This window comes from Clostridium sulfidigenes, from assembly GCF_000732635.1.
Classification (GTDB): Bacteria; Bacillota; Clostridia; order Clostridiales; family Clostridiaceae; genus Clostridium_J; species Clostridium_J sulfidigenes.
Genome location: NZ_JPMD01000001.1, coordinates 276,502 through 301,702, shown reverse-complemented (window position 1 = coordinate 301,702; position 25,201 = coordinate 276,502). Strand labels below are relative to the sequence as shown.

The following is a 25,201-nucleotide window of genomic DNA, read 5'->3' as shown; positions in this document are numbered from 1 at the left end:
ACTATAATTATTACCATTTATTTCTAATATAATTCTATAAATAAATAAAAAAGGGTTTATATTAAAACAAATTTATAAATTGTTTCAATATAAACCCTTAATCGTTCACTTATACTGCTATTTCACCCTTAAATACATTCTCCGCTGGCCCCGTCATCATTATTCCATCATCAGTTATTTCTATAGTTAAAATACCTCCTGGAGCCATAACCTTCACAGATTTATCTACTAAATTTAATTTATTACAAACCACCACCGATGAACAACATCCTGTTCCACAGGCAAGGGTTGGCCCTGCTCCTCTTTCCCAGGTATTAACCTTTATTTCCCCTCTATTCACAACTCTACAAAAGTTAACATTGGTCCCCTGTGGAAATAATTCATGGGTTTCTATGGCTGCACCTTCTTCAACCTTAAACCCTCCATCTTCAGTTAATAAAACAGTATGAGGAACTCCAAGTAATAATGAAGTTATATTATAGCTTTTCCCATTGGCACTGATATCTTTTTTAATAATTTCTTCCTCTCCTAAAGCAGGAATAAACTTTGGATTAAAACTTTCTCTTCCCATATTTATCTTAACAGCTTTTACCTTATTATCTTCTATGAACAGATGACAAACCTTTATACCATCTCCTGTTTCTACGGTAAACTCACTTTTTCTTACTATGTTATTTTCATATACGTATTTTGCAAAGCATCTTATTCCATTTCCACACATACCAGCATAGGAACCATCACTATTTATTATTATCATTTGAATATCAGCAATTTTACTTCTTCTTACTACTAATATTCCATCTCCTCCTATGCCAAAATTTCTATCACATAACTTTTTAGCTAAAGTACCTAAATCATTGTGTTTTACTTCCATATCTTCAAAAACCACAAAATTATTTCCTGCTCCCTGCATCTTTATAAATTTTAAAATTTCCATAATATTCTCCTCTTAAAAATAATTCTTAAGTATAACAGCTCTTATAGATTCATAATTAATTGTCTTAGGTAACTCTGCCTTTACCTTACTGACCTTATCATAGCCAACTCTTTCACAAACTTCCATGATAATTTTTTCTTCATCTTGGTTAAAAAACTTATTTAAAGGAATAGTAAACTTAGGTCTTCCATACTCCTCTATATACTCTGTAACGTATCCAAGTATAGTTGAAATTGATACCTCAATCTCTTCAGCAATATCCTTAATTGCAAAGTCTTCATTTAACATATCTAAAGCTATTTCCTTATTCTTTCTTTCATCTCCATCTATAACTAATCTTTTTTTCTTTTTTTCTTCCCATGTAGGAGTTACTCCTTCTTCTTCTATATATGTATTTACTGCTTCTATTAAAGTCACTCCATATTTTTCTATCTTCTTAGGCCCCATACCTCCTATATCCTTTAGCTCTTCTAAGGTTTTAGGATATCTTCCACTTATCTCTTTTAGAGTATTTTTTGCTATGATATTCTGTTCCATAGCACCTTCTATCCTGCTTAATTCCCTTCGCACTAAAACTAACTTTTCAAATAGTTTTTTATCAGTATTTACATAAAAATCCCCTGATTCCTCATTAATACTTCTACCTTCTTCTGATTTAGTTACACTAACTTCTTCATAGCTTTTATCAGAGTTATCCTTTTCCTTAACAGTTAGATTGTTAGCTTCAACATACTCTATAATAGCACCTTGAAATTCCTTACCATACTTACTATACTTAGTTTCTCCCACTCCAGATATCTCTAAAAACTCCTCCTTATTTGTAGGATGCTTAACACTCATTTCCCTAAGGGTTCCATCACTAAAAATTATATATGGAGGAATTCCAGCAGCCTTTGCCATGTTATATCTAAGTTCTCTTAATATATCAAAGAGTTCATTTCTTACCTCTGCATTTACTTTAACTTTAAATTCTTTAAAGTGAACTACTTCCTGACCTCTAAGTACTTCCATAGACTTATTGTTTAATGCAAGGACAGGATAAGTTCCTTCAACTTGATTTATATATCCATGAGAAATTAATGTGTTTATAAAAGTTTTTAGATTTTCACCTGAATAATCCTTCATTATTCCATAGGTAGATAGCTCTTGAAAATTAAACTGTGTAACCTTTTTATTTTTTGATCCTCTAAGTACATCTATAAGCATAGTTGCACCATAGTTTCGTTTCATCCTATATATACAAGATAGTACCTTTTGAGCATCTACAGTTTTATCAACTATCTCTCCTTGATTTAAACAATTACTACAATTGTTACAGTCATCTTCATAACTTTCTCCAAAGTAATTTAAAATATATTTTCTATAACAATCATTACTATAAACAAAATCCACCATCTGCTGAAGTGCTTTATACTGATTATTTTTTCTCTCTGGATTTTCTATACTCATCTCTATTAAATACTTTTGAACATGGATATCTCCTGGAGAAAATAATAATATACACTGACTCTTCTCACCATCTCTACCAGCTCTTCCAATCTCTTGGTAATAACCTTCTATATTTTTAGGCATATTATAGTGAACCACATATCTTATATTAGACTTATCTATTCCCATGCCAAAGGCATTAGTTGCCACCATAATCTTAACTCTATCATAAATAAAATCTTCTTGATTCTCTTTTCTTTCCTCATCAGATAAGCCCGCATGGTATCTAGCTATATTATATCCCTTACTAGAAAGCTCCCTATAAATATTATCTACTTCCTTTCTAGTAGCTCCATATATAATACCAGAGTTTTCTTTATTGTCTTCCATAAATTTAAGAAGATATTTCTTCTTATTCTCAGATTTAACTATATTTATAGACAAGTTTTCTCTATCAAAGCCAGTAATAAATATTTTAGGACTTTGAAGTTTTAGAAGTTTTACTATATCTTGTCTTACTTCTTTGGAAGCTGTAGCAGTAAATGCTGTAACTATAGGTCTCACCATAAGCCTTTCTATAAAACCTGCAATTCTTTTATAGCTAGCTCTAAAGTCATGCCCCCATTGAGATACACAATGGGCCTCATCTATAGCTATTTGGCTAATAGGTATCCTAGAAATTACATTATAAAATTCTATATTATCTAACCTCTCAGGGGCTATATAAAGTATTTTATATTTTTCTTCCTTTATTCCATCTAATACTTCTTTAAAATCTTTACTGCTTAAGGAGCTATTAATATAGCTACAAGGTATTCCCATGTCCTTAAGTGCATCTACTTGATCCTTCATAAGGGAAATTAAAGGTGAAATTACTATAGTTAATCCCTGAAGGATTAAAGCAGGCACTTGATAACATATAGACTTACCACTACCTGTAGACATTATAGTAAGTGCATCCTCTCCCTTTAAAATAGATTCTATAACTGGCTGTTGACCTGTCCTAAAGCTTTTATATCCATAATATTTTTCCAAAATTTCTTTCATTGCTTCTTTCAAAACTACACATCCCTTAGCTTGTTTAATTTAGTAAATTTATCTCAAGTTTAATTAAATTATATCCTTTTGTAAAAAGTTTTTTATCATACATACATAAGCATCATGACCTATTATAAGTGATTCTTCATTAAAATCAAAATGAGGATTATGATGTGGTGCCACAATAGAAGATGGAATTATAAAATACATTCCCTTTCCCCCTTGCTTTTCCACCTCTTCTAACATATAAGTTATATCCTCAGAGGCTCCAAAGGAAAATTCTTCAATAATTTCTATAGGTAAACTTCTAAGATTTTTTATTACTATCTTAGAAAATTCATTATCGGGGCTATTATATGCCCTTGCAGAACCAACTACTCTTATATTATATTCCACATTGTAGGAAATTGCTGCACCCTTAACTACTCGACAAACCATATCCATGATTCTATCATTAATTTCGTTAGTATCGCCCCTTGTTTCCAACTGTAAAACTGCTTTATCTGCTATAACATTTTTTCCAGTTCCTCCATGAAGAGTTCCTACGTTAAGTCTTCCTACTCCTTTTCCAAATTGCACTTGGCTATGAAGATTTAAAATGCAGCTTGCTCCTGCTAAAAGAGCATTTCTTCCCTCTTCTGGGCAAAGACCTGCATGGGCAGATTTACCTAAGAACTCTACCTCCACTTTATTAGTAGCAAGCAAATTTTTAACTTTAACAGCTATGGCATTATTTTTATTAATAAAGCCGATGTGACCAGAAAATAAATAATCTACATCTTTTAAAACTCCAGCTTCTACCATAGACTTAGCACCTCTAACCTCTTCCTCTGCCGGTTGAAATATGAGCTTTATTTTTCCTATTAATTTTTCTTTCATCCCTACAACAGTATTTGCAAGCTGAAGGCCCATAGCTATATGAGCATCGTGACCACAACAATGACATATTCCTGGATTTTTAGAAGAAAACCCTTCTTTAAAAGGTCTATGATTTTCCTTAGCTTCCTCAACCTTAAGACCATCTATATCAAATCTAAAAGCCATGGTAGGACCCGGAACTCCTGTATCTATAGTTGCTACTACACCAGTATAGCCTTGTAGAATTTCATCTACATTATAGGACTTGTTTTTAATTGCTTCAGTACACTCTATCCTATGATTAGTAAGTATTTCTTCATCAGCCATACCCATTGGATTACTATGTATTTCCTTACCATATTGTAGATTATATCCAAGTTTTTTCAAGTAATCCATTATTTTTATGGTGGTTTCAAATTCTAACCACCCAGCTTCTGCACATCTATGAAATTCCCTTCTTAAGTCAATAATACTTTCCCTTAACTCCATTTATATCTACCCCACCTTTATAATTTTTTCTATATATTCAACTTTTATGTAAATTCATTCTTATTACTTCTTAAGCAACTACAGTTCCTTTAACTTAAATACTCCTCAAATGCCATATTACTTTTATTATATCATCTTCAATTAAGGAAATTATCCTTGTCCTAACTTATTTTGTATTTTATTTATAAAATAATAGTGATATACTGTAAAATATATGCTTAAATGAAAGGATGATTTATATGGCACTAGATGGATTATATTTGCGCTCTCTAGCCAATGAAATAAAAAACACTCTAATAAGCAGTAGAATAGATAAAATAACCCAACCTGAAAAGGATGAAATAGTACTGAGCTTTAAAATAAATAGGAAACCTGTTAGACTACTTCTAAATGCTAACGCTTCTTATCCTAGAATAAACTTTATTGATTACTCTAAGGAAAGCCCACTTAAGGCACCTGTATTTTGTATGGTTTTAAGAAAATATCTAAATACTGCAGTTTTAAAAGATGTTACTCAATTAAATAACGACAGAATCCTACTTTTAGATTTTGAAAGTAGTGATGAATTAGGCTTTAACAGTATATATACCCTGATAATTGAAATCATGGGTAGACACAGTAACATTACTTTGATAAGAAAAAGAGATGGACTCATCATGGATTCCATAAAACATATTACACCAGATATAAATAGCTATAGAGTACTCTATCCTGGTATTGAATATGTATATCCTCCTGAAAGTAATAAACTTGATATATTCAACACTACCTTTGAATCATTTCAAGAAAAAATTTTAAGTCTCTATGAAGATGAAGAACTAAATGAAAAATTCTTTACTAGAGTTTTAGATGGAGTAAGTAATCCTATAGCTAAAGAGATTTCTTTTAGGCTAAATAAAAGAAATATTCCTTTAAGTAAAAATAACCTAAAGGAAATCTATGAATTCTTAATAGAGTTTTTTGCTAAATCCAAAGATAATAATTATGACCTTTATAGCTATTCCATAAATGATGAACTAAAAGATTTCCACTGTATAAAGCTAGAGCATATTTTAGATGATGGTGGACAATGTGAAGAATATTCTTCTCCTAGTAGTCTTCTAGAAAGCTTCTATCATGCAAAGGATAAAATAAATAGACTTCAAAGTAAAAGTCATGATATGCAAAAGCTAGTTATAAATAACATAGACAGAGTCGAAAAAAAATTAAACATTCTAAAGAAAACTTTAATTGAATGTGAAGAAAAGCAAAAATATAATTTATATGGAGAGCTTATAACTGCAAATATTTATAATATCAAAAAGGGTGATAAAGAGGTTGAAGCATTAAATTACTATAGTGAGGAAGAAGAATATATTAAAATTCCTTTAGATGTAAATAAAACCCCTTCTGAAAATGCTCAAAAGTATTTTAAAAAATACAATAAATTAAAAGCTGCAGAAGAAAATGCTTATATCCAAATAGAATTAGCTGAAGAAGAGGATGAATATCTTCAATCAGTACTTAGTAATATTGAAAATGCTGATAACTATAAAGATTTAGAGGATATAAAAAATGAGTTAGTGGAAACTGGCTACATTGCTTTCAAAAAGTCTATGAAAAGTAAAAAGACTAAGCCTTCAAAACCACTCCACTTCATATCTAGCGATGGCATTGACATATATGTAGGTAAAAACAATCTAGAAAATGATTATTTAACTCTGAAGTTTGCTCATAACAATGATATTTGGCTTCACATAAAAAATATCCCAGGTTCCCATGTAATCATTAAAAACCTTGGAGAAGTACCTGATTCCACCCTTCTTGAAGCTGCAACCTTAGCCGCCTTCTATAGCAAGGGTAAAAACTCTACAAAGGTACCCATAGACTATACAGAAATTAGAAATGTTAAAAAAATGGCTAAAGGAAAGCCTGGTATGGTAACCTACTCCACAAACAAAACCATCTATGTAGATCCTATAAAACTTGATTTAAAGCAAGTTTAAAACAAAGACTATCTCAAAACTTTTTGAGATAGTCTTTAATTTATTTCTTCGGATTATATTGATAGTAATAGCATTGAATTCTTCCATTATAAAGTTTCCTGTTTTTATCAGCTTTTTTTCCAAATACCTTTTGAAAGTCATCATAGGATGTTAGTACATAGCAAGACCAATCCTCTAGTCCTGCATAGACATTAGAAAAAGTTTTGTAGAGATACTTAACCTCATCTTCATCTAAAAGTCTCTCTCCATAGGGTGGATTAGTTATTATCATACCACCTTTTTTTCTGTTTCTTACATCCTTCATATCAAGTCTTTGGAAGTTAACATACTTCTCTACACCTGCTTTTTTAGCATTATCCATTGCAGTTCTAAGTACTCTTCCATCTATATCAGAGCCTTGAATAACGAAGTCTTTTTTATTAACACTTCTTTTTGCTCCTTCACGTACCTGCTCCCAAATTTCTTTGTCAAAGGTAGGCCAAGTTTCACTTACAAAGTGTCTATTAACTCCTGGTGCTATATTTTTAGCTATCAGTGCAGCTTCTATAGGTATAGTTCCTGATCCACAAAATGGGTCTATTAAAAGCTCATCTCCATTGAATTTGGCTATCAAAACTAAGGCTGCTGCTAAGGTTTCCTTCAAAGGAGCCATTCCTGCATTTTCCCTATATCCCCTCTTATGAAGTCCTACTCCAGAGGTATCTACTGCAAGGGTTACCTTATCCTTTAGAATTCCAACTTCTATCTTATATACTGGTCCATCTTCACTAAACCAATTAGTATCATATTTTTCTTTCATTTTTTCTACTACAGCTTTTTTTTACTATACCTTGACAGTCAGGTACACTATGTAAAGTAGATTTAACAGATTTTCCTATAACATGCATCTTACCATCAATAGGTATTAAGCTACCCCAGTCAACTTTTTTAGTTCCTTGAAATAATTCTTCAAAGGAGGTAGCTTCAAATTCTGCCATCTCTAGAAAAACTCTCTCTGCAGTTCTTAAATGGATATTACAGATAGCAACATCCATTTCATCTCCTTCAAAGGTTATCTTTCCATTTTCTATTTTTAAGTCTTCATATCCTAAATTCTTTAGCTCCTTGCCTGTAATAGCCTCTATACCAAAGGTAGTAGTTACAATTATTTTATACATAAATTTTTTCTCCTAATTATTCTCGTATAGACTTACAGAGTCCACTCCATCTTTTTCTACTAGTTCAACAGATATATCCTCTTTTCTTGAAGTTGGTATGTTTTTCCCCACATAATCAGCTCTTATTGGTAGCTCTCTATGACCTCTATCTACAAGTACAGCTAGCTGAATCATTTCAGGTCTTCCTCTATCTATGATTGCATCTATTGCCGCTCTTACACTTCTTCCTGTAAATAAAACATCATCCACTAGAATTATTCTCTTACCAGTTATGTCTACACCTAATTCTATACTATTATGTTCCTTTAAGTTTTCAGGTTTTTTTAGGTCGTCTCTATATTTAGTTATATCTACACTACCTACTTCTACCTCTTCACCTTCAAACATGTTGATCAGTTCAGCAATTCTATTAGCTAGTGGCACTCCTCTACTTTTAATTCCTAATATAACTAAGTTTTCTGTACCTTTGTTTTTTTCTATAATTTCATGAGAAATTCTCGTCAGAGTTCTCTTAATTGCTTTATCGTCCATAAGTACTGATTTCAGTTCCATAACAATCCCTCCCTAAACTTCTTTTCTTAATTTATCTAATATATCCTGAAAATATTCTGGAAGTTGTGAATCAAATTCCATATACTCTCCTGTGGTAGGATGTATAAAGCCTAAATTTTTCGCATGAAGTGCTTGACCTCGCAATTTAAACTTCTGTTTTTTATATCCATATACTTGATCTCCAATTAGTGGATGATGTAAATGAGCCATATGAACTCTAATTTGATGTGTTCTACCTGTTTCTAATCTACATTCCACCAAGGTATTACTTTTAAATCGCTCCAGCACTTTATAATTAGTAATAGCTTCTTTCCCATCCTTAACTACAGCCATCTTTATTCTCTCTACAGGATGTCTTCCTATATTGGTTCTAACAGTACCCTCTTCCTCCTTTACTATACCTTCTACTATGGCATAGTAAGTTCTCTTCATGGAGTGGTCCTTTAGCTGCATAGCTAATGAATTATGTGATTTATCATTTTTAGCAACTACTAATATCCCTGAAGTATCTTTATCAATTCTGTGCACTATACCAGGTCTTATAACTCCGTTTATACCTGATAAGTCCTTACAATGATGAAGAAGACCATTAACAAGGGTTCCAGTATAATTTCCTGGGGCAGGGTGGACTACCATATCCTGTGGCTTATTTATTACTATAACATCACTGTCCTCATAAATTATATCTAAAGGAATATTTTCAGCCTCTACTTGAAGCTCCACTGGCTCAGCTAGTTCTACTTGAACCTGGTCTCCTATTCTTAATTTGTAATTACTTTTCTTTATCTGTCCATTGACTTTCACTTGTTGTTTTTCAATAATTCCCTGAACAAAAGATCTAGACATATCTACTTCATTTTCGCTTACAAATAAGTCAAGTCTCTTCCCTACATTTTCTTCTTCTATAGTGTAATTTTTAAAATCCATTAAATCTCATCCTTCAGTATACATATTAATAGAAAAAATGTTCCTATACAAACTAGCATATCAGCCACATTAAAGGTTGGAAAATAATACAAGTCCCTATAATGAACCATAATAAAATCCACTACATAATTATAACTTATTCTATCTATAAGATTACCTATTGCTCCCGCAATTATCATAGCAATAGATACATATACTAATTTGAACTTAGGCTTATACTTTAATAAATAGAATATCATTCCTATAACTACAACTATAGTAATAACAATAAATAACCACTGCTTATTTTGAAGCATTCCAAAGGCAGCTCCACGGTTTTCTAGATAATCAAGAGTAAAGAAATCCTTAATTACAGTTAATCCTTCTGAACCCTTTAAGGTACCTATAGCCCACCATTTTGTTCCTCTATCTATTATTAGACCTAATACTACTATTATTATTCCTAAAGTCAAAACCACTCCCCCTTATCTTAACTCGGATAAAATATTTTTAATGGCATTAGACTTATTTATAATTTTTTTTTAAATTTTCTACATTAATAGTTTGTCTTGCATCTGATACAGAATTATCAGGATTTACATGACTTTCTATAATTAATCCATCTGCACCAGCTGCCACAGCAGCTAAACTCATAGCTTCAACTAACTCACGCCTTCCAGTTCCATGACTAGGGTCCACAATAACAGGAAGTCTATAATTTTCCTTAATCACTGCTACAGAGTTTAAATCCAAGGTATTTCTAGTGGTAGTCTCAAAGGTTCTTACTCCTCTTTCACAAAGCACTACTTGATTATTACCTTCCTTTAAAACATATTCAGCTGCATAAATCCATTCAGCTACAGTAGCACTTATTCCTCTTTTTAGAAGTACAGGTACTTTAAGCTTTCCTAATTCCTTAAGAAATGTATAATTATACATATTTCTAGAACCAACCTGTATCATATCCACATAAGGAAGAGAAATTTCTAAATCTCTAGCATCCATTACCTCAGATACTACTGGTAAGCCAAATTCATTTCCCACTTCTTTAAGTATTTTTAGTCCCTCTATACCGAGACCTTGAAAATCATAGGGAGATGTTCTAGGCTTGAAGGCACCTGCTCTCATCATATGTGCTCCCTGGTCCTTCAACGCTCTTCCTATCTTTATCATTTTATCATAGTTTTCCACTGCACATGGTCCAGATATAAACACTAAGTCATCTCCACCTATGATTACATCCTTAACCTGTACTGTAATTTTTTCTCCACTATTTTTCTCTGCAAGTATTCTTTTCATATAATATCACCTTATAAAGTTTTTAACATAGAACGCAATATAGTATTTGAATTTTTAACTGATATTGCTTTGAATTTTTCATAATCCATATGTGCTCCATTATTAGCATTGTCAGAAATTGATCGTATTATAACAAAAGGTCTGTTATTAAGATAAGCAGCATGAGCTATACTTGCTCCTTCCATCTCGCAAGATAGCGCATTAAACTCACTTTTTAACCATCTTATCTTCTCTATATCAGCTATAAATTGATCTCCAGATACTATTCTACCAGTGAAAACATTTATATCCTTTATACCCTCACAAGCACTTTGGGCTTTTTCTACTAATCCCTTATCACATTTAAAGTCAAAGACTTCCATATTAGGAACTTGACCTGGTCTATCTCCAAATTTAGTCGTGTCCATATCATGCTCCACTAAGTCTGTTGCAATAACCACATCTCCTGGATATATATCTTCTCCAATACCACCAGCTATACCAACGTTTATAACAGCATCCACATTGAAATCATCAACTAAAATTTGTGTGCAAACTGCTGCATTTACCTTACCTATTCCACTTCTAACTATTACAACATCCTTATCATAAATAGTTCCATGATTAAATGTCATCATTGCTCTTGTAACTTTTTTCTTTATTTCCATATCAGCTATTAGAGAACTTACTTCCTCTTCCATAGCTCCTATAATTCCTATTCTCATGCTAAAATCTCCTCTTTTCTTCCTAGGTACAAATAATTCTAGGTACTTTTCTTTAATACAAATTTAGGTCACCAATTATGTTAATACATATCCAAGTATAATTTTTCACATTAATTGGGTACAACTACATCTATTATAATATACATGTTCCGGGATATGTCAATAGCTTTCAGCAGATAAAAAAATCTCACCCTAAAGTGAGATTAAAGAGCTGCTACGTCCCTGGATAATGATTTCCCCTAAAGGACAACTACTTCTAAGTATGAATAAATTGATACTTAGAATTCTATTAATAGCCTTCAGTGGGAGTAAAAACTCCCTCTAACGCAAAGAACTCTATTTATACATTAATCATATTTACCAAAAATTACACAATATATGTAAATAAAATTTCAATACTACTTATCTACAAAAAAGCTTTTTATATCCTCTAATTCAGCTGTATTATATTCAAAGCTTTCTACATCCTTTTCAGAAGCAACTTCTAATGCTGGCTCATGCACCTTCTCTTCCATTACAGTTGAAATATTATAATTTTTATCAAAATCTTTTTCTAGCGCTTCAAACATTTCCATTTGTGTAACTATAAAGTTTCTAAACTTGCTCCTAAACTTAGCAAATTCCTGTTTTGTTCTATCGAATTCATCATTGATATTTAAAACATCAGTGTGAGCTTTATCTAAAATTCTTTTAGCACTTTCATTTGCATTTTTAATTATAAGTTCAGCTTCTGATTGAGAACTTTGCTTTGCCTGTTCTGCAGCATTTTGTGCTAATAACAAAGTGCTTTGAATAGTAGTTTCCATCTTTGCATAATGATCTAATTTATCTTGAAAAACATCTAATTTTTCCTTTAAAATAGCATTTTCCTTATATACAGTTTCATAATCCTCAGAAATTTGTTCTAAAAATTCATCCACCTCATCCATGTTATATCCTCTCATGGCTTTTTTAAAATCTTTGTTCATAATGTCCATAGCTGTCATCTTCATATCCTTCACCCCGCATTAAATATATTTACCTATTAATAATTTAATTCGTCCCTTACTAGTTTCTCCTTCAATTGAATTAATTTTATACTTTCCAAATCCCCTTATGGTAATAGTATCCTTCATTTCTATTAATTTATCCTTTCTATTACATTTAAGATAATTTAATAATACAGAACTATTACTTATAAGATCTGTGCCCTTAGCCCTAGACATATTGCAAATACTAGGTACCACATTATCTAATCTAAGGGATGTAACCATTATAATCTTTTCTTCAAATTCAATCTTCGGGATATCTTCACTACTTGTATCTATTCTATCAATGGTACATGGACAATTTCCAATAGTAGTTAAATTATCTTGAACATATTGAGAAACTGACCTTGTCATTGGAACAAAGCATGCATCTCCTTTTACTACTAAGTCTCCAAATAAGCTTCTCTTAACTCCTAAAGCCATTATAGAGCCTAAATAATCTTTATGTTTAAGATCTTTAAACTTTGATTTATTTTTTATCTTAACAACATGAATATCATAGTCCAGAGTTTCATATGTATTAGTAGAAAAACATAACATCTTTCTCTCGCAATCCGCAAACACACCAGTACCATGAACAAAAACTCCAAGTTTACTTTGGCTGTTTTTTATATTCATATAGATATCAGGAGTCACAAACTCCTTTGTATATATAGGAATTTCTATGTTCTTACATAGCTCTATATCCTCATATATACTTGAAATATAATTTTTATCGTGGTCTTTAAATATATCTAAAAAGGTCTTCTTCTCCATAGCTTTCCTCTAATTCACTATATATTATTAAATTAATTATAATTCCTCTTTATACTGTTCATGTTTTTTAAGCTATATTCTACCACTCAAATATATAAAAAATTAACCACGTAATACTTTACTAAGTTTGAGTACTAGACTTATTTGAAGGAACTAAAAATTCCTTTGTTTGTTAGCTCATTTTTTAATTCATTACTAACTTCAATATTAGATGGAGTTAATATAAATACTCCCTTTTCTACAGGTTGAAGTCCACCCTCTAATGCGTAAATAGCTCCTATTAGGAAATCAAGTATTCTTTGACCTTCCTTAGGCTCTACTCCATTTAAGTTAACAATAACAATTCTTCTAGACTTTAAATTGTCTACAATAATTTTTCCCTCATCATAATTTGAAGGCTTACTAATTACAACCTTTGAGGATGATGCAGTATGAATATTAACTATTTTATTTTGCTTCTTGCTTACGAAAGGTTCAATTTCAATCTCCTCTTCACCTTCATCATAGTTTTCTTCCCTATTCTCTAATAATTCTTCATCATCTTCTTCATCAAATCCCATCATTCTACTTATTCCTTTGAAAAATTCCATAATAAACCTTCCTCCTACTTTAATTTGTTATAATCTCTTTTCCCAAAAACCCCTTCACCAATTCGAATCATATTTGATCCTACTTTTAAAGCTTCTTTATAATCTCCACTCATTCCCATAGATAAAATCTCCATGGTAATATTTTTATAGCTTTTAGTTTTCAGGGTATCAAATACTTCTTTAGTCTTAGTAAAATAGTAATTACAACTTTCAGTATCTCCTTTTGGAATAGTAGCCATAATACCTTTCACCTTGACGTTTTTACACTGTTCACAAGCATTTATAAGTTCATCTAAATCTTCCATCATAATCCCAGTTTTAGACTCTTCTCTACCTATATTAATTTGAATTAATACATTTGCAATAAGTTCCTTACTTGAAAATTGCTTTTCAATCTCCTGTAAAAGTCTAACACTATCTAAAGAATGTATTAAATAAACTCGTCCAACTAAATATTTAACCTTATTTCTTTGAAGATGACCTATTAAGTGCCACCTAATATCCTTAGGTAAGACTTCTTGCTTTTCCATTAACTCTTGAACTTTATTTTCTCCAAAATTTCTTTCCCCTAAGTCATATACATTTTGTATTTCAGCTATAGATCTAGTTTTTGATACTGAAATCAATGTCACTTTTTCCGGCAACTCATTCTTCAATTTTATAAAATTTTCTTCAATAGACAATTTTATTCCTCCCGTCTCATATACAAACTCTAGCTTATAATGGAAAATATATGCCCATATATTTTATTCTCGATATAATCTAAAAAACCTTTAATATTATTATAATATTATTAATTTTTTCTAGTTTTTTTATTTTAATCTTAGATACTCGCTTTTTAACTCTCCATTATAGGCTGGCAACTTCTCATCATAAACTGATTCAATATCTACATAACAACTTCTTACCTTTAAACTCTTAAGATGATTTTGTTGATTTTCAAGAAAACTTTTTATTACATCCTGATTTCCAATAGCTGTGATATAAAAAGGAGCTATTATTTTTATTCCATCTATCTCTACGGTTGCTCCAGCACAAAGACCAGCTGTTGAACCTATTATTCTATATCCATTAATAGCTATTGCCTCTGCTCCTGCAGCTCTTAAATCATTAACAACCATTGTTAAATCCGAATCATGAATTAACATATAAAGGGGTACATCTTGCCCTAAAATTGCAGCTTCTGGCGCATCATTTAAAGTAATCTTTACACCATTTCCCACCACTGGAAGCAACCCTAATGCAAGTTTATTTTTGTTTATCTCTCCAATCATCTCTTTTCTAACTTCATCCTCAGATATACTACTTCTTTCATATTTATTAATTTTATCATTAATTTCAACATATTGGTCTTCTAAATTACTTATTTCATTTTGTAACTTTGTCCTACTATCATATGCCTTTTGATACTGCTCTACATCTAAAAATTTAGTTTTTCCTCCTAAATTTACATTCATAGCTATTAAAATACCAATTATAATGGTAGCTATAAGTAAAAATATATTAGCTTCATTAACTCGCATTTAATTATCTCCTTAATGATGTGTTTTTATTCTATCCATCAATAACCTTCTTATAACAGCAAAGTTTGTAAATATCCTCTGTCCAAATATTATAATTGCTGCAATATATACAGGTATACCCAGCTTATCCCCTAGATAAACCATTCCTGCCGCTAAAAATGCATTTCCAAAGAATCCTGATATAAATATATCTGGTCTAAAATCCTTATTTAAGGTAGCTCTAATAGCCCCAAAAGTGGAGTCTATACAAGCAAATATTGCAACAGATATATATGGTGATAATTTAAGTGGAAAATTTATGTTGAAAGCTATTCCTAATATAATTCCTATTATAAGTCCTATTAATGCAATCATTTCATCACTCCTACTTTTAGTTTTCTTGTACTTCTTTTATGTGTTCATAGTTTACTGGTATACTTGCCTTTTTAATTTTAATATTATCCTTTGTTTCCGATGTAACCTCACAGATTCTTTTTACTCTATTAGGAATGAACCATCCCATAGCCCCTTCTAATATAGTCTTATTTCCTATAGCTTTTATAACTATACGCTCCTGTTGTGAAATTCTTTCACCATTAATTCTAATACTATTTCCTGCTATCCTTATACTGCTGTTTCCAATAAGTCTTATATCATTTATGGATACAGCTTCAGCACCTGCAGCATATAATTCATTAACGATATACAGTAACTCATAATCTTGTATAGGATCATCTTCTACTTGTGGAGTGAATAAACTAGTTTTAGGATCAATATATATTGTAATACCTGGCCCCTCAACATTAGTTAATCCGGCTCTAAGTCTAGTATTATTTAGCTCTTCAAGGAGCCTTTGATTCTTTGTATCTTCTGTTGCTTCCTTTTCGTATTCAGCCGCCTTCACCTCTAGTTCCTCAACAGCCTTTTCCAATTCTTCCTTTTGTTTTTTTAATTGTTCATTTTCTAATAATATTTCTGGACTTTGTGAACTCTCAACTTTATCTGTACTTTGCTCCCCTATAGTATTAAGTTGAGTAATTATAACAAATCCAAACATTAAAAATATAAGTCCGGTACATAGCTTGGAAATAATACTTTTCACTTACCCTACCTCCCAATAAAATCTTTCTTGAACTATGATGCTTTTACTATTTAATCTTTTGATCTATTTTTCCTTATAAATAACTGGATTGCCTTCAAAACTTACATCCACATATCCCTTCATCTCTCCAAGGGTCCCACTTTCTATTATGCTAAACCCCCTAGCAACTTTACTATTAACTTTATCAACAGTTCCAAGTTTCATGTGTAAATTATTTACGTATAATTTTAAGTCTACAAAGTCATTAACTTCCAATTTTATTATGTTATATTTTTCAAATAAACTATTTTCTTTTATAAATTTATGAATATTGCAAATTGCCTTTATTTTATCTTCATCTATATTTTTAATCTGTTCACCTATTTTTAAACATGTTTCATCAATTCCTTCAATCCTTAAAGCTTCTATGCCTTCGATAGATTCTTTTTTTTCCAAAACCACACCCTTATCATCAATCACATAGAAACCTCCTGATATTTCTGTGTAGAAAGCAATCTTTCTCTCATTGATAGCAATAGAGAGTTTGTTAGGGTATTTTCTAATAATGGTTGCTTCTAATATGTAAGGGTTTTTCTCTAACTCTTTTTCTATTTTTTTTGTTTTTATCTTGAATATATTGGTACCCTTTTGAAGCTTTGTAGTTGTTTTAACACCGTCTTCAGATAAATTTACCAACCCACTAACTAAAATCTCTGATAAATTAAAAGTAGGTAAAGTTAAAGCCAAAGTTATTAAAATAGAAATCATTACTACAAGTAGTAACATGGTCTTTTTTAATTTAATTATTTTTTTCTTTCGCTTTAATATCTCTTCTTTATTATCTATTATATAATTACCATAACTCTGTTTAGTTTTTTTTGCCACATTTTCACCACCAAATTACAATATATGAACATGAAAGTAAATTAATACACCTTATATCATACCATTTTTATATTACAAATTCATTACAAAAATATTAAATATTACGACTCTATGTATTATCTTTTATTATTTAATAGTATACTTGAGTATTTGTTCAAAATTCTATCCTATGACTACAGATCCAAAAATAATAGGACTGAAGAATACAAAGCATCTTCAGTCCTATTATTTCTATGAAGTTTTTTTATTGTTCTGCCGAGTTATATTAAGAAGTATTCCCATAAATAACATATTAATTACTAAGGAAGACCCTCCATAGCTTATGAATGGTAAAGGAACCCCTGTTACTGGCATAGATCCTGTAACAACAGCAATATTGATTAAGCTTTGAATAACTACTACAGAAGTTATTCCTGTAGCTAATAGGGAACCGTACATATCCTTTGCCTTAGATGCTGCAATAACTCCCCTCCATAGAAACAGTATAAACAATATAATTATAAAGGCACAGCCTATAAAACCTAGTTCTTCACCTATAACTGACAATATAAAATCATTATGAGGTTCAGGAATATAAAAACACTTTTGTCTTGATTGACCTATTCCAACACCAATAAGTCCTCCAGAACCTAATGCTAAGAGAGATTGTACCAATTGATATCCATCTCCTTGAGAATCACTCCAAGGATTAGTAAAGCTTAAAAGTCTTCTAAGTCTATATTCCTCTGTTAAAATAAAAACAGCCCCTAAAACTCCTACAGTTCCTATTAGTCCTCCCATATGAATAACTTTAGTTCCAGCTACAAATAACATTATAAGACTAACCACCATGGTAACTGTGGCAATACTAAGATTCTTTTCAAGAAGAATCATTCCTGCTATAAAACCTGCAAATAAAAGGTTAGGCACTACGCCCTTCCAAAACTTTTTTATATTTTGGGGATTGCTTGATATATATTTTGCTACAAAAAGCACTACCACGTACTTTGCAATCTCCGATGGTTGAAATGATAATGGTCCAAGTCTAATCCAACGCTGAGCTCCCTTTACTGGTGGAAATAAAAACACTAAGCAAAGGGCTATAAATGTAAAAATTATTAAAATCCTTGTATACTTTTTATACTTATGGTAATCGATATTTAATGTGATCATCATTCCAATAAGTCCAAGTCCAGCCCACTGAAGCTGTTTCCATAAAAAGAATTCTGCATCATCATATTTAAAGGCTGAAAAATATGAACTAGCACTATATACCATGACAACTCCCACTGTAACTAACATAATAATTACAGCAAAAAGTAGAAAGTCCACATCTCCCAATTTCATTTTGGGTTTTTTCATATTAAATTCCTCCTACGCCATTTTAATAAGTTAGTGCAAGGAATCCTATTAAACATAGTATAACTGTTATGATGGAAAATACTGCTACTATCTTGCTTTCATGCCATCCCTTTAATTCAAAGTGATGATGTAGAGGTGCCATCTTAAATACTCTCTTCCCAGTAAGTTTAAAGGAAGCAACCTGAATAATTACTGAAAGAGTTTCTAATAAATAAACTCCACCTACAATTATTACTATAAGCTCTAGCTTTAATATCATAGCAATAGCTGCAACAGCTCCTCCAAGAGCTAATGAACCACCATCTCCCATGAAAATTTGTGCTGGATACGAGTTGTACTTTAAGAATCCAAGAATAGCTCCAGCTAGAATTCCACAGAAAATTGCTAAAGTATAATATGCCATGCCAAAACTTACAAGAGCAAAGAAAGTCATAATTAAAAGGGTAATAGAACTACAAAGCCCATCTAATCCATCTGTAAGATTAACCGCATTAGTTACTGCTGCAAAGTATACTACTATAAAAGGTATAAATAGCACTTTTAAATCCCAAGTTACTGTACCTAGGAAAGGTATCATAATATCCGTTCCTATTTTATCCTTAGCATAATATCCAAAGACTATAGATACTATTACTAAAAGCAACATTTTTTGATAACTTTTTAAGCCTTCATTCTTCTTCTTGATTATCTTTAGACCATCATCTAAAAATCCTATAGCTCCAAAGGCAATAAGGGCATAAAGAGCAAGCATTGCTTCATCATGAGGATTTCTAACCATTAATATCATAGTAATACAAGTAGAAATAATAAATATTATTCCTCCCATGGTTGGAGTTCCCTGTTTTTTTAAATGACTTTGTGGTCCATCTTCTCTAATGTTTTGGCCAAATTTCAACTTGTGTAATCCTGGTATTATAAATGGTGCTATTGCAAAAGATATTATAAATGCTACTAAAATAGAATATATTAACTTATTCATATTCCATCCCTCCCTATATATTTTTCTTTTGTAATTCTTTAATTATATTTTCAAATTTCATAGATCTAGATGCCTTTATTAATAAAATATCATCACTTTTAATAGTTTTCTTTAATTCTGCTATTAGCTCCTCCATGGAATTAAAAGCCATAAAATTTTCACTGCCATAGCCCTTTTTAAAATTCTCATTAAACTCTCCTAAGGTAAATAATAAATCTATGCCACTTGCCTTTGCATAAGCTCCTACATGCTCATGAGCTCTAGTAGAATCCTCACCTAGTTCCTTCATAGTTCCAAGGACAGCAATTTTCCTTCCATTATATTGTTTTAAAACCTCTAGAGCAGCCTCCATAGAATCTGGACTTGCATTATAAGCATCATTTATTATAGTATAGTTATTTAAATTTACAACATCCAATCTCATAGATGTAGCCTCTAAATTTTCTATTCCGCCTTGGATTTCTTCATAGGTAACCTTAAGCTCTCTAGCTACAGCTATTGCCAATAACGAATTAAGCACATTATGTTTTCCTGGTACTGGTACTTTTATAGTAGCATTTACATCCTCACCATTTTCCTTAACACCAAACTCTATACTGTCCTTATTTATAATTATTCTACAACCTTTAAAATTATAATCACTATCTATACCAATTTTTACAATTTTATATTTATCTGTGTAATAATTGTGAAGCATATCATTATCGCCATTTATAATTAACACATTTCCTTCTGTAAAATTATTTGCTATTTCTAGTTTAGCTTTCAAAATATTTTCTCTAGTCTTTAAGTTTTCTAGGTGAGATGTACCTATATTAGTTATGACTCCTATAGATGGTTTTGCTACTTTTGCTAAGGTATCAATTTCTCCCAAATCGCTCATACCCATCTCTAAAATTGCAACCTGGTAAGTTTTATCTAATTTAAATATCATCAAAGGAAGGCCAATATCATTATTAAAATTCCCTTGGGTTTTAAACACCTTATATTTTTTACTAAGAGCTGCTGCCATTAAATCCTTTGTAGATGTCTTCCCTGTAGAACCAGTAATTCCTACCACCTTTATATCTAAAGTGCTAATATAGTAGGATGCTAAATCAAGAAGAGCCCTCTTAGTATCCTTAACTAAAATTATAGATAAATCTTTTTCATCTAAAGCTTCATATTGTTCTTTTTCATGTACTATACAAAGTTTTGCTCCACTATCTATAGCTCCCTTTACAAATTTATGACCATCAAAGTTTTCTCCCTTGATTGCTATAAAAATATCTCCCTTAGAGACATTTCTACTATCTATGGTTACATTAGAAAACTCTTCTGTAGCTCCACTAATTAATATTTCTCCGGATATAGCCTCAGCTATTTCCTTTAACCTTATAGTTTCCATCTAAAGCTCCAACTCCTCTATCAATTCTAATACAACTTCCTTTTCATCAAAATGAATAGTTTCATTTTTAAGGATTTGGTAAGTTTCATGTCCTTTTCCTGCAATTACTATAATATCATCTTTTTCCCCGAGGAGTAAGGCTGTTTTTATGGCTTCTCTTCTATTTTCAATAAGTTTATAGTTAGATTTCTCAACCCCAGCTTTAATATCTTCTAATATCATATAAGGATCTTCGCTTCTTGGATTATCAGAGGTTATTATGGCTATATCACTGAGTTCTGTTCCTATTTCACCCATGATAGGTCTTTTGGTTCTATCTCTATCACCACCACACCCAAAGATACAAATCAACTTTCCTTTAGTAAGTTCTCTAAGATTTTCTAAGATATTTTTTAAGCTATCTGGAGTATGAGAATAATCTCTAATTACTTGAAAACCTAAGTTCATCCCTAAAGTTAAGTTCTCACATCTTCCAGGCACAGTAACCTTAGAAAGACCTTCAACAATAGTACCCATATCTATACCTTCATCTAAGGCAGCTCCAATACAACCTAGTGCATTATAAACATTATATCTACCTGGTATAGGCAACTGAACTTTATATGTTTTTTCATTTTCTTTTAAATTAAATATAATTCCTGTAGATTCTAAATTAATGTCTGTTCCCTTTAAATCACTTTCTTTTTCAATAGAATAAGTTGTTACCCTTGAGTTTATTTTTTCAAGAAGCTTAATTCCATAACTATCATCTACATTTACCACAGAATGTTTACAAATTTTAAACAACTTGCTTTTTGCATTGAAGTAGTTTTCAAAGGTTTTATGGAAATCTAAATGATCTTGAGTTAGATTTGTAAATATCCCTTGTGAAAATTCAATCCCATAAACTCTATCTAAGTCTAAAGAGTGAGATGAAACTTCCATAACACAATAATCTATATCACTGTCCACCATATCCTTAAAAAGCTTTTGCAATTCCAAAGATTCTGGAGTAGTTTTTTCTGTATGAATCTCCTTATTCCCTATATAGTTAGCTATGGTACCTATTAGCCCAACTTTATACCCCTTTGCCTCTAATATTCCCTTTAACATAAAGGCAGAAGTAGTCTTACCATTGGTGCCAGTTATACCTATTATTTTCATCTTTTTGCTTGGATTGTTATAAAAGTTTGAAGCTGCTATAGCTAATGCCCTTCTACCACTTTCAACTTTTATAAATGTTACGCCTTCAACAAGAGTCACATCTTTTTCAACCACTACAGCTTTAGCACCATTTTCTATAGCCTTTGATATAAAATTGTGTCCATCTACATTAAATCCTCCTATGGCAAAAAACATATCTCCACATTTTATCTTTCTACTATCATATTGAGGATTGTTAATTTCTATACTCTCATCTCCACTTAATACTGTATAGGTTGATCCCTTTAATATCTCTTCTATTTTCATCTTGCTCACATCCTTAAAATACTTTTCTTTCTAATTAAAACATTGTCCAAAATTTAATTTTTATACCTTATAGCATATAAAATCCGGTAGCACAAGTCAACCTGTAACTACCGGATAATCTAATCTACTAAGGTGCCAAGATGGAAGGTTACCGTGGTTCCTTTTTTGATTTCTTGGTTTCCTGCAACACTTTGTTCTACCACTAGACCTTCACCTATAAATTCACTCTTTAATCCTAAATCATCGAAAAGCTTTATGATACTTTCCTTTGTAAATCCCTTTAAATCAGGAATTATAACTGTATCTGCGCTTCCATTACTTCCTCCTGCATATAGGATTATTTCTTTACCTTCCTTAAGAGTAAACCCTGGTTTTGGATTTATATCTGTTATAGTGCCTCCACTACCTTCTACTCTAATAGTTAACCCTGCATCAGTTATTACTTTTTTAGCATCTGCAACTGATAGTCCTCTAGCCTCAGGAACAATTACATCCGCTTTTAAACTTTCATCAACTTCCATATAGCTTCCATTAGGCTTCATTTCTGTATAATTAAACAAATCATTAAATAACTTTTGTCCAACTGGGGCAGCAATTTGTCCAGCATAGTACCAAGATGGATTTGGTTCATCAATAGATACGAATACTGTATACTTTGGATTATCAGCAGGAGCCATCCCTGCAAAGGATGATAGATACTTACCATTTGCATATCCACCATTAACAGTGTCTACCTTTTGTGCTGTACCAGTTTTACCAGCGATTCTATATCCATCAATTTTAGCCTTTGATCCTCCGCCTGCACCAACTACTTGTTCTAAATGAGACCTCATTTCAGTCATAGCCTCTGGAGTAAACCGTTGTTGTTTTTCTATCTTATAGGTTTCATCAACTACTAGCTCTTTTTTATCATCATAATGATTTATTTCCTTCATTAAATGAGGTGTTATCAAATATCCACCATTGGCAATTGCATTGAAAGCTCTCATAAATTGAACTCCTGTAGTTGTATTGCTTTGTCCAAAGGATATAGTAGCTAAGTCTGTTACAGATATATCTTTTGTGGCTTTAACTATACCAGCTGATTCACCAGGTAAATCAATTCCGGTTTTATGTCCTAACCCAAACTTTTCAATATATTCGTTAAGATTTGCAGCACCTAATCTTTCTCCTAAAACCATAAATCCAACGTTACAAGAATTTTTTAATATTTCTTCAAAGGTTTGAGGCCCATGACCTGAAGTCTTCCAACAGTGAATATTTCTTCCTCCAATATTAAGAGAACCTCCACAATTAAAAGCTTCTCCCTCTGTAAGAATTCCCTTTTCTATAGCTGCCGTAGCTGTAATTACCTTAAAAATAGAGCCAGGTTCATAGGCATCACTGACTAATCTATTTCTCCACATCTGCTGAATTTCTTCATCTGATGTTCCCCCAACCCACGGATTATTAGGATCATAATCTGGCTTATTTGCTAAAGCCAATATTTCTCCTGTATTAGGATCCATAACCATAATTGATACTGCTTTAGCCTCATTATCTGCCAAGGCCTCTTCAGCTAACTTTTCTGCAAAGTTTTGTATATTTTCATCAATGGTAGTAACTACGTTTCTTCCATCAATAGGTTCTGTAAATTCTGAGATTGTATATGGTAATCCCTCACTCTTTTGGTCAATTTCAGCAACTTTAATCCCTGGAACTCCAGATAGATACTTATTATAATACAGTTCTAACCCTGTAAGTCCTTCTCCATCTGAATTAGTATGACCTAATATATGGGCAGCAAAATTACCATTTGGATAATACCTTTTGGTATCAGGTGATATTACTATACCATTTATGTTATTATTTTTACAAAACTCTCTTATGGCATCTGTTGCATCCTTTTCTATTCTTCTCTTTAATATTGCAGAGCCTCTAGGCCTTCCATTTGGAAGAGGATTAGTTAATATATGTAATACATCAGCCTGTTCTTCTCCAATTATTCCACTTAGAGTTGTTGCAACTTGTTCCATGGTCATTCCATTGTTTTCTATATCTTTCCTTAAAGTGTTCAAATCTAAGTCCGCTCTATAAACATTAGCACTTATTGCTAGCTCATTACCATTTCTATCTAATATCTTACCTCTTTTAGCATTTATCCTAACATCACTAGTCCATTGCTGTTTCGCCAAAGACTTATAGGTTGATTCTTCAACAAACATAACATAACCTAATCTTATACTTAATCCTAGGAAAACTAAGAAAGCTAATAGCATAGCTAATATCATTCTTTTTTTCATTAACACCTTATCAACAAAATATTTCTTTGCCACCTACAATTACCTCACTAACTAATTAAATAATAAGTTTTTAATTTTACTTAATAAACTAACCCCTTTTTCTTCATTAGTGCTACTTGTAGCTATCTCTTTAATTGCATTAATATCACAATAGATTGCATTAGTACTCTTTGGTTCAATCATTTTTAATTCTTTAGTGGCAACTTCTTCTATGTAGGAAAAATTGTTAAACTTAAGTAGTTTTATTCTCAAATCTTCACTCTCTTCTGTTAGCGTTTGTATCTGCTCTTGAAGAACTATTATTTCCTTTTGATTATTATATATAGCACTGTATCTAGATACAATAATAGCCCCAACTAATCCTGCTGCTACTATACTTCCATTAAGCTTTAAAAATTTTGCTATCTTTTGCTTCCTAATTGTTCTTAATTCTTCTTTACTTGGGCCTTGTTTAGTAGGAGTTTTTACCCTTTCTCTAGGTAACGGATTTACCTGAGAAGCTAAAGCTGTATTCCCACTTACCCTATTTTTTCTATTTTCTACTACCATTTTACTACCCCCATCTAGT

22 protein-coding genes and 2 pseudogenes are annotated in these 25,201 nt (G+C 31.5%); 1 reads left to right on the top strand and 23 read right to left on the bottom strand.

Annotated features, from left to right (window positions below; genetic code table 11):
- Window positions 1-109 precede the first annotated feature (109 nt).
- From dapF to IO99_RS01485, 3 genes are read right to left on the bottom strand one after another with little or no spacing between them, the layout of a single operon-like run.
- The gene (dapF, locus tag IO99_RS01495; RefSeq protein WP_035129316.1) at window positions 110-937 is read right to left on the bottom strand and encodes a diaminopimelate epimerase; all 828 of its coding nucleotides are present in this window, start codon (window positions 935-937) and stop codon (window positions 110-112) included.
- A 12-nt stretch (window positions 938-949) separates the two neighbouring features.
- The gene (recQ, locus tag IO99_RS01490) at window positions 950-3,424 is read right to left on the bottom strand and encodes a DNA helicase RecQ (RefSeq protein WP_423219402.1); all 2,475 of its coding nucleotides are present in this window, start codon (window positions 3,422-3,424) and stop codon (window positions 950-952) included.
- A 51-nt stretch (window positions 3,425-3,475) separates the two neighbouring features.
- Window positions 3,476-4,750, bottom strand: coding sequence for an amidohydrolase (locus IO99_RS01485; RefSeq protein ID WP_051823818.1), 1,275 nt, complete (start codon window positions 4,748-4,750; stop codon window positions 3,476-3,478).
- A gap of 239 nt (window positions 4,751-4,989) precedes the next feature.
- Here IO99_RS01485 and IO99_RS01480 point away from each other — a divergent pair, with 239 nt between their 5' ends.
- Window positions 4,990-6,735 (top strand): Rqc2 family fibronectin-binding protein, encoded by a 1,746-nt coding sequence (locus IO99_RS01480; protein WP_035129315.1) that lies wholly within the window; start codon window positions 4,990-4,992, stop codon window positions 6,733-6,735.
- Window positions 6,736-6,775: 40 nt separating this feature from the next.
- Here IO99_RS01480 and IO99_RS01475 read toward each other — a convergent pair.
- The 20 genes and pseudogenes from IO99_RS01475 to IO99_RS01380 form a co-directional block, all read right to left on the bottom strand.
- Window positions 6,776-7,892, bottom strand: a pseudogene (locus tag IO99_RS01475) (THUMP domain-containing class I SAM-dependent RNA methyltransferase).
- A gap of 12 nt (window positions 7,893-7,904) precedes the next feature.
- On the bottom strand, window positions 7,905-8,444 hold the full coding sequence (pyrR, locus tag IO99_RS01470) for a bifunctional pyr operon transcriptional regulator/uracil phosphoribosyltransferase PyrR (RefSeq protein WP_035129314.1): 540 nt from the start codon (window positions 8,442-8,444) through the stop codon (window positions 7,905-7,907).
- Between the two features lie 12 nt (window positions 8,445-8,456).
- Complete coding sequence (locus IO99_RS01465; RefSeq protein ID WP_035129313.1) at window positions 8,457-9,371, bottom strand: RluA family pseudouridine synthase; 915 nt, start codon at window positions 9,369-9,371, stop codon at window positions 8,457-8,459.
- Window positions 9,371-9,823: a signal peptidase II gene (gene lspA / locus IO99_RS01460; protein WP_035129312.1), complete on the bottom strand. Its 453-nt coding sequence runs from the start codon at window positions 9,821-9,823 to the stop codon at window positions 9,371-9,373. The genes IO99_RS01465 and lspA overlap by 1 nt, the downstream gene beginning before the upstream one ends.
- Window positions 9,824-9,835: 12 nt before the next feature.
- Window positions 9,836-10,649: pseudogene (gene aroF, locus IO99_RS01455) on the bottom strand (3-deoxy-7-phosphoheptulonate synthase).
- 11 nt (window positions 10,650-10,660) lie between these two features.
- Window positions 10,661-11,353, bottom strand: coding sequence for a 5'-methylthioadenosine/adenosylhomocysteine nucleosidase (locus IO99_RS01450; protein WP_035129310.1), 693 nt, complete (start codon window positions 11,351-11,353; stop codon window positions 10,661-10,663).
- A gap of 398 nt (window positions 11,354-11,751) precedes the next feature.
- The gene (locus IO99_RS01445; RefSeq protein WP_035129309.1) at window positions 11,752-12,345 is read right to left on the bottom strand and encodes a DivIVA domain-containing protein; all 594 of its coding nucleotides are present in this window, start codon (window positions 12,343-12,345) and stop codon (window positions 11,752-11,754) included.
- Window positions 12,346-12,360: 15 nt separating this feature from the next.
- Window positions 12,361-13,137, bottom strand: coding sequence for a YlmH family RNA-binding protein (locus tag IO99_RS01440; protein ID WP_035129308.1), 777 nt, complete (start codon window positions 13,135-13,137; stop codon window positions 12,361-12,363).
- Window positions 13,138-13,277: 140 nt separating this feature from the next.
- Complete coding sequence (locus IO99_RS01435) at window positions 13,278-13,727, bottom strand: cell division protein SepF (RefSeq protein WP_035129307.1); 450 nt, start codon at window positions 13,725-13,727, stop codon at window positions 13,278-13,280.
- Between the two features lie 14 nt (window positions 13,728-13,741).
- Complete coding sequence (locus tag IO99_RS01430; RefSeq protein WP_035129305.1) at window positions 13,742-14,410, bottom strand: YggS family pyridoxal phosphate-dependent enzyme; 669 nt, start codon at window positions 14,408-14,410, stop codon at window positions 13,742-13,744.
- 129 nt (window positions 14,411-14,539) lie between these two features.
- On the bottom strand, window positions 14,540-15,250 hold the full coding sequence (locus tag IO99_RS01425) for a DUF881 domain-containing protein (protein WP_035129304.1): 711 nt from the start codon (window positions 15,248-15,250) through the stop codon (window positions 14,540-14,542).
- Between the two features lie 12 nt (window positions 15,251-15,262).
- Window positions 15,263-15,604 carry a small basic family protein gene (locus tag IO99_RS01420; RefSeq protein ID WP_035129303.1) on the bottom strand — a complete coding sequence of 114 codons (342 nt, stop codon included), beginning with the start codon at window positions 15,602-15,604 and terminating at the stop codon, window positions 15,263-15,265.
- A gap of 16 nt (window positions 15,605-15,620) precedes the next feature.
- Window positions 15,621-16,331 (bottom strand): DUF881 domain-containing protein, encoded by a 711-nt coding sequence (locus IO99_RS01415; RefSeq protein WP_035129302.1) that lies wholly within the window; start codon window positions 16,329-16,331, stop codon window positions 15,621-15,623.
- A 63-nt stretch (window positions 16,332-16,394) separates the two neighbouring features.
- Window positions 16,395-17,195, bottom strand: coding sequence for a cell division protein FtsQ/DivIB (locus IO99_RS01410; protein WP_035129300.1), 801 nt, complete (start codon window positions 17,193-17,195; stop codon window positions 16,395-16,397).
- Window positions 17,196-17,426: 231 nt separating this feature from the next.
- Complete coding sequence (gene spoVE / locus IO99_RS01405; RefSeq protein WP_035129299.1) at window positions 17,427-18,536, bottom strand: stage V sporulation protein E; 1,110 nt, start codon at window positions 18,534-18,536, stop codon at window positions 17,427-17,429.
- A gap of 22 nt (window positions 18,537-18,558) precedes the next feature.
- Complete coding sequence (gene mraY / locus IO99_RS01400; RefSeq protein WP_035129292.1) at window positions 18,559-19,515, bottom strand: phospho-N-acetylmuramoyl-pentapeptide-transferase; 957 nt, start codon at window positions 19,513-19,515, stop codon at window positions 18,559-18,561.
- Between the two features lie 13 nt (window positions 19,516-19,528).
- Window positions 19,529-20,902, bottom strand: a complete 1,374-nt coding sequence (locus IO99_RS01395) for a UDP-N-acetylmuramoyl-tripeptide--D-alanyl-D-alanine ligase (RefSeq protein ID WP_035129291.1) — start codon at window positions 20,900-20,902, stop codon at window positions 19,529-19,531.
- Window positions 20,903-22,351 carry a UDP-N-acetylmuramoyl-L-alanyl-D-glutamate--2,6-diaminopimelate ligase gene (locus IO99_RS01390; RefSeq protein WP_035129289.1) on the bottom strand — a complete coding sequence of 483 codons (1,449 nt, stop codon included), beginning with the start codon at window positions 22,349-22,351 and terminating at the stop codon, window positions 20,903-20,905. It abuts the gene before it with no gap.
- A gap of 119 nt (window positions 22,352-22,470) precedes the next feature.
- Window positions 22,471-24,666 (bottom strand): stage V sporulation protein D, encoded by a 2,196-nt coding sequence (locus IO99_RS01385; RefSeq protein ID WP_035129287.1) that lies wholly within the window; start codon window positions 24,664-24,666, stop codon window positions 22,471-22,473.
- A gap of 18 nt (window positions 24,667-24,684) precedes the next feature.
- Complete coding sequence (locus tag IO99_RS01380; protein ID WP_035129285.1) at window positions 24,685-25,182, bottom strand: FtsB family cell division protein; 498 nt, start codon at window positions 25,180-25,182, stop codon at window positions 24,685-24,687.
- Window positions 25,183-25,201 lie beyond the last annotated feature (19 nt).

Bases quoted from the DNA above. Each gene is read 5' to 3' on its own strand.
- dapF (WP_035129316.1), bottom strand. From the start codon at position 937: ATGGAAATTTTAAAATTTATAAAGATGCAGGGAGCAGGAAATAATTTT.
- IO99_RS01485 (WP_051823818.1), bottom strand. From the start codon at position 4,750: ATGGAGTTAAGGGAAAGTATTATTGACTTAAGAAGGGAATTTCATAGA.
- IO99_RS01445 (WP_035129309.1), bottom strand. From the start codon at position 12,345: ATGAAGATGACAGCTATGGACATTATGAACAAAGATTTTAAAAAAGCC.
- IO99_RS01440 (WP_035129308.1), bottom strand. From the start codon at position 13,137: ATGGAGAAGAAGACCTTTTTAGATATATTTAAAGACCACGATAAAAAT.
- IO99_RS01450 (WP_035129310.1), bottom strand. From the start codon at position 11,353: ATGAGAATAGGAATTATAGGAGCTATGGAAGAGGAAGTAAGTTCTCTA.
- IO99_RS01465 (WP_035129313.1), bottom strand. From the start codon at position 9,371: ATGGATTTTAAAAATTACACTATAGAAGAAGAAAATGTAGGGAAGAGA.
- IO99_RS01380 (WP_035129285.1), bottom strand. From the start codon at position 25,182: ATGGTAGTAGAAAATAGAAAAAATAGGGTAAGTGGGAATACAGCTTTA.
- IO99_RS01390 (WP_035129289.1), bottom strand. From the start codon at position 22,351: ATGAAAATAGAAGAGATATTAAAGGGATCAACCTATACAGTATTAAGT.
- mraY (WP_035129292.1), bottom strand. From the start codon at position 19,515: ATGAATAAGTTAATATATTCTATTTTAGTAGCATTTATAATATCTTTT.
- IO99_RS01425 (WP_035129304.1), bottom strand. From the start codon at position 15,250: ATGCGAGTTAATGAAGCTAATATATTTTTACTTATAGCTACCATTATA.
- IO99_RS01395 (WP_035129291.1), bottom strand. From the start codon at position 20,902: ATGGAAACTATAAGGTTAAAGGAAATAGCTGAGGCTATATCCGGAGAA.
- IO99_RS01420 (WP_035129303.1), bottom strand. From the start codon at position 15,604: ATGATTGCATTAATAGGACTTATAATAGGAATTATATTAGGAATAGCT.
- spoVE (WP_035129299.1), bottom strand. From the start codon at position 18,536: ATGAAAAAACCCAAAATGAAATTGGGAGATGTGGACTTTCTACTTTTT.
- IO99_RS01480 (WP_035129315.1), top strand. From the start codon at position 4,990: ATGGCACTAGATGGATTATATTTGCGCTCTCTAGCCAATGAAATAAAA.
- IO99_RS01435 (WP_035129307.1), bottom strand. From the start codon at position 13,727: ATGGAATTTTTCAAAGGAATAAGTAGAATGATGGGATTTGATGAAGAA.
- pyrR (WP_035129314.1), bottom strand. From the start codon at position 8,444: ATGGAACTGAAATCAGTACTTATGGACGATAAAGCAATTAAGAGAACT.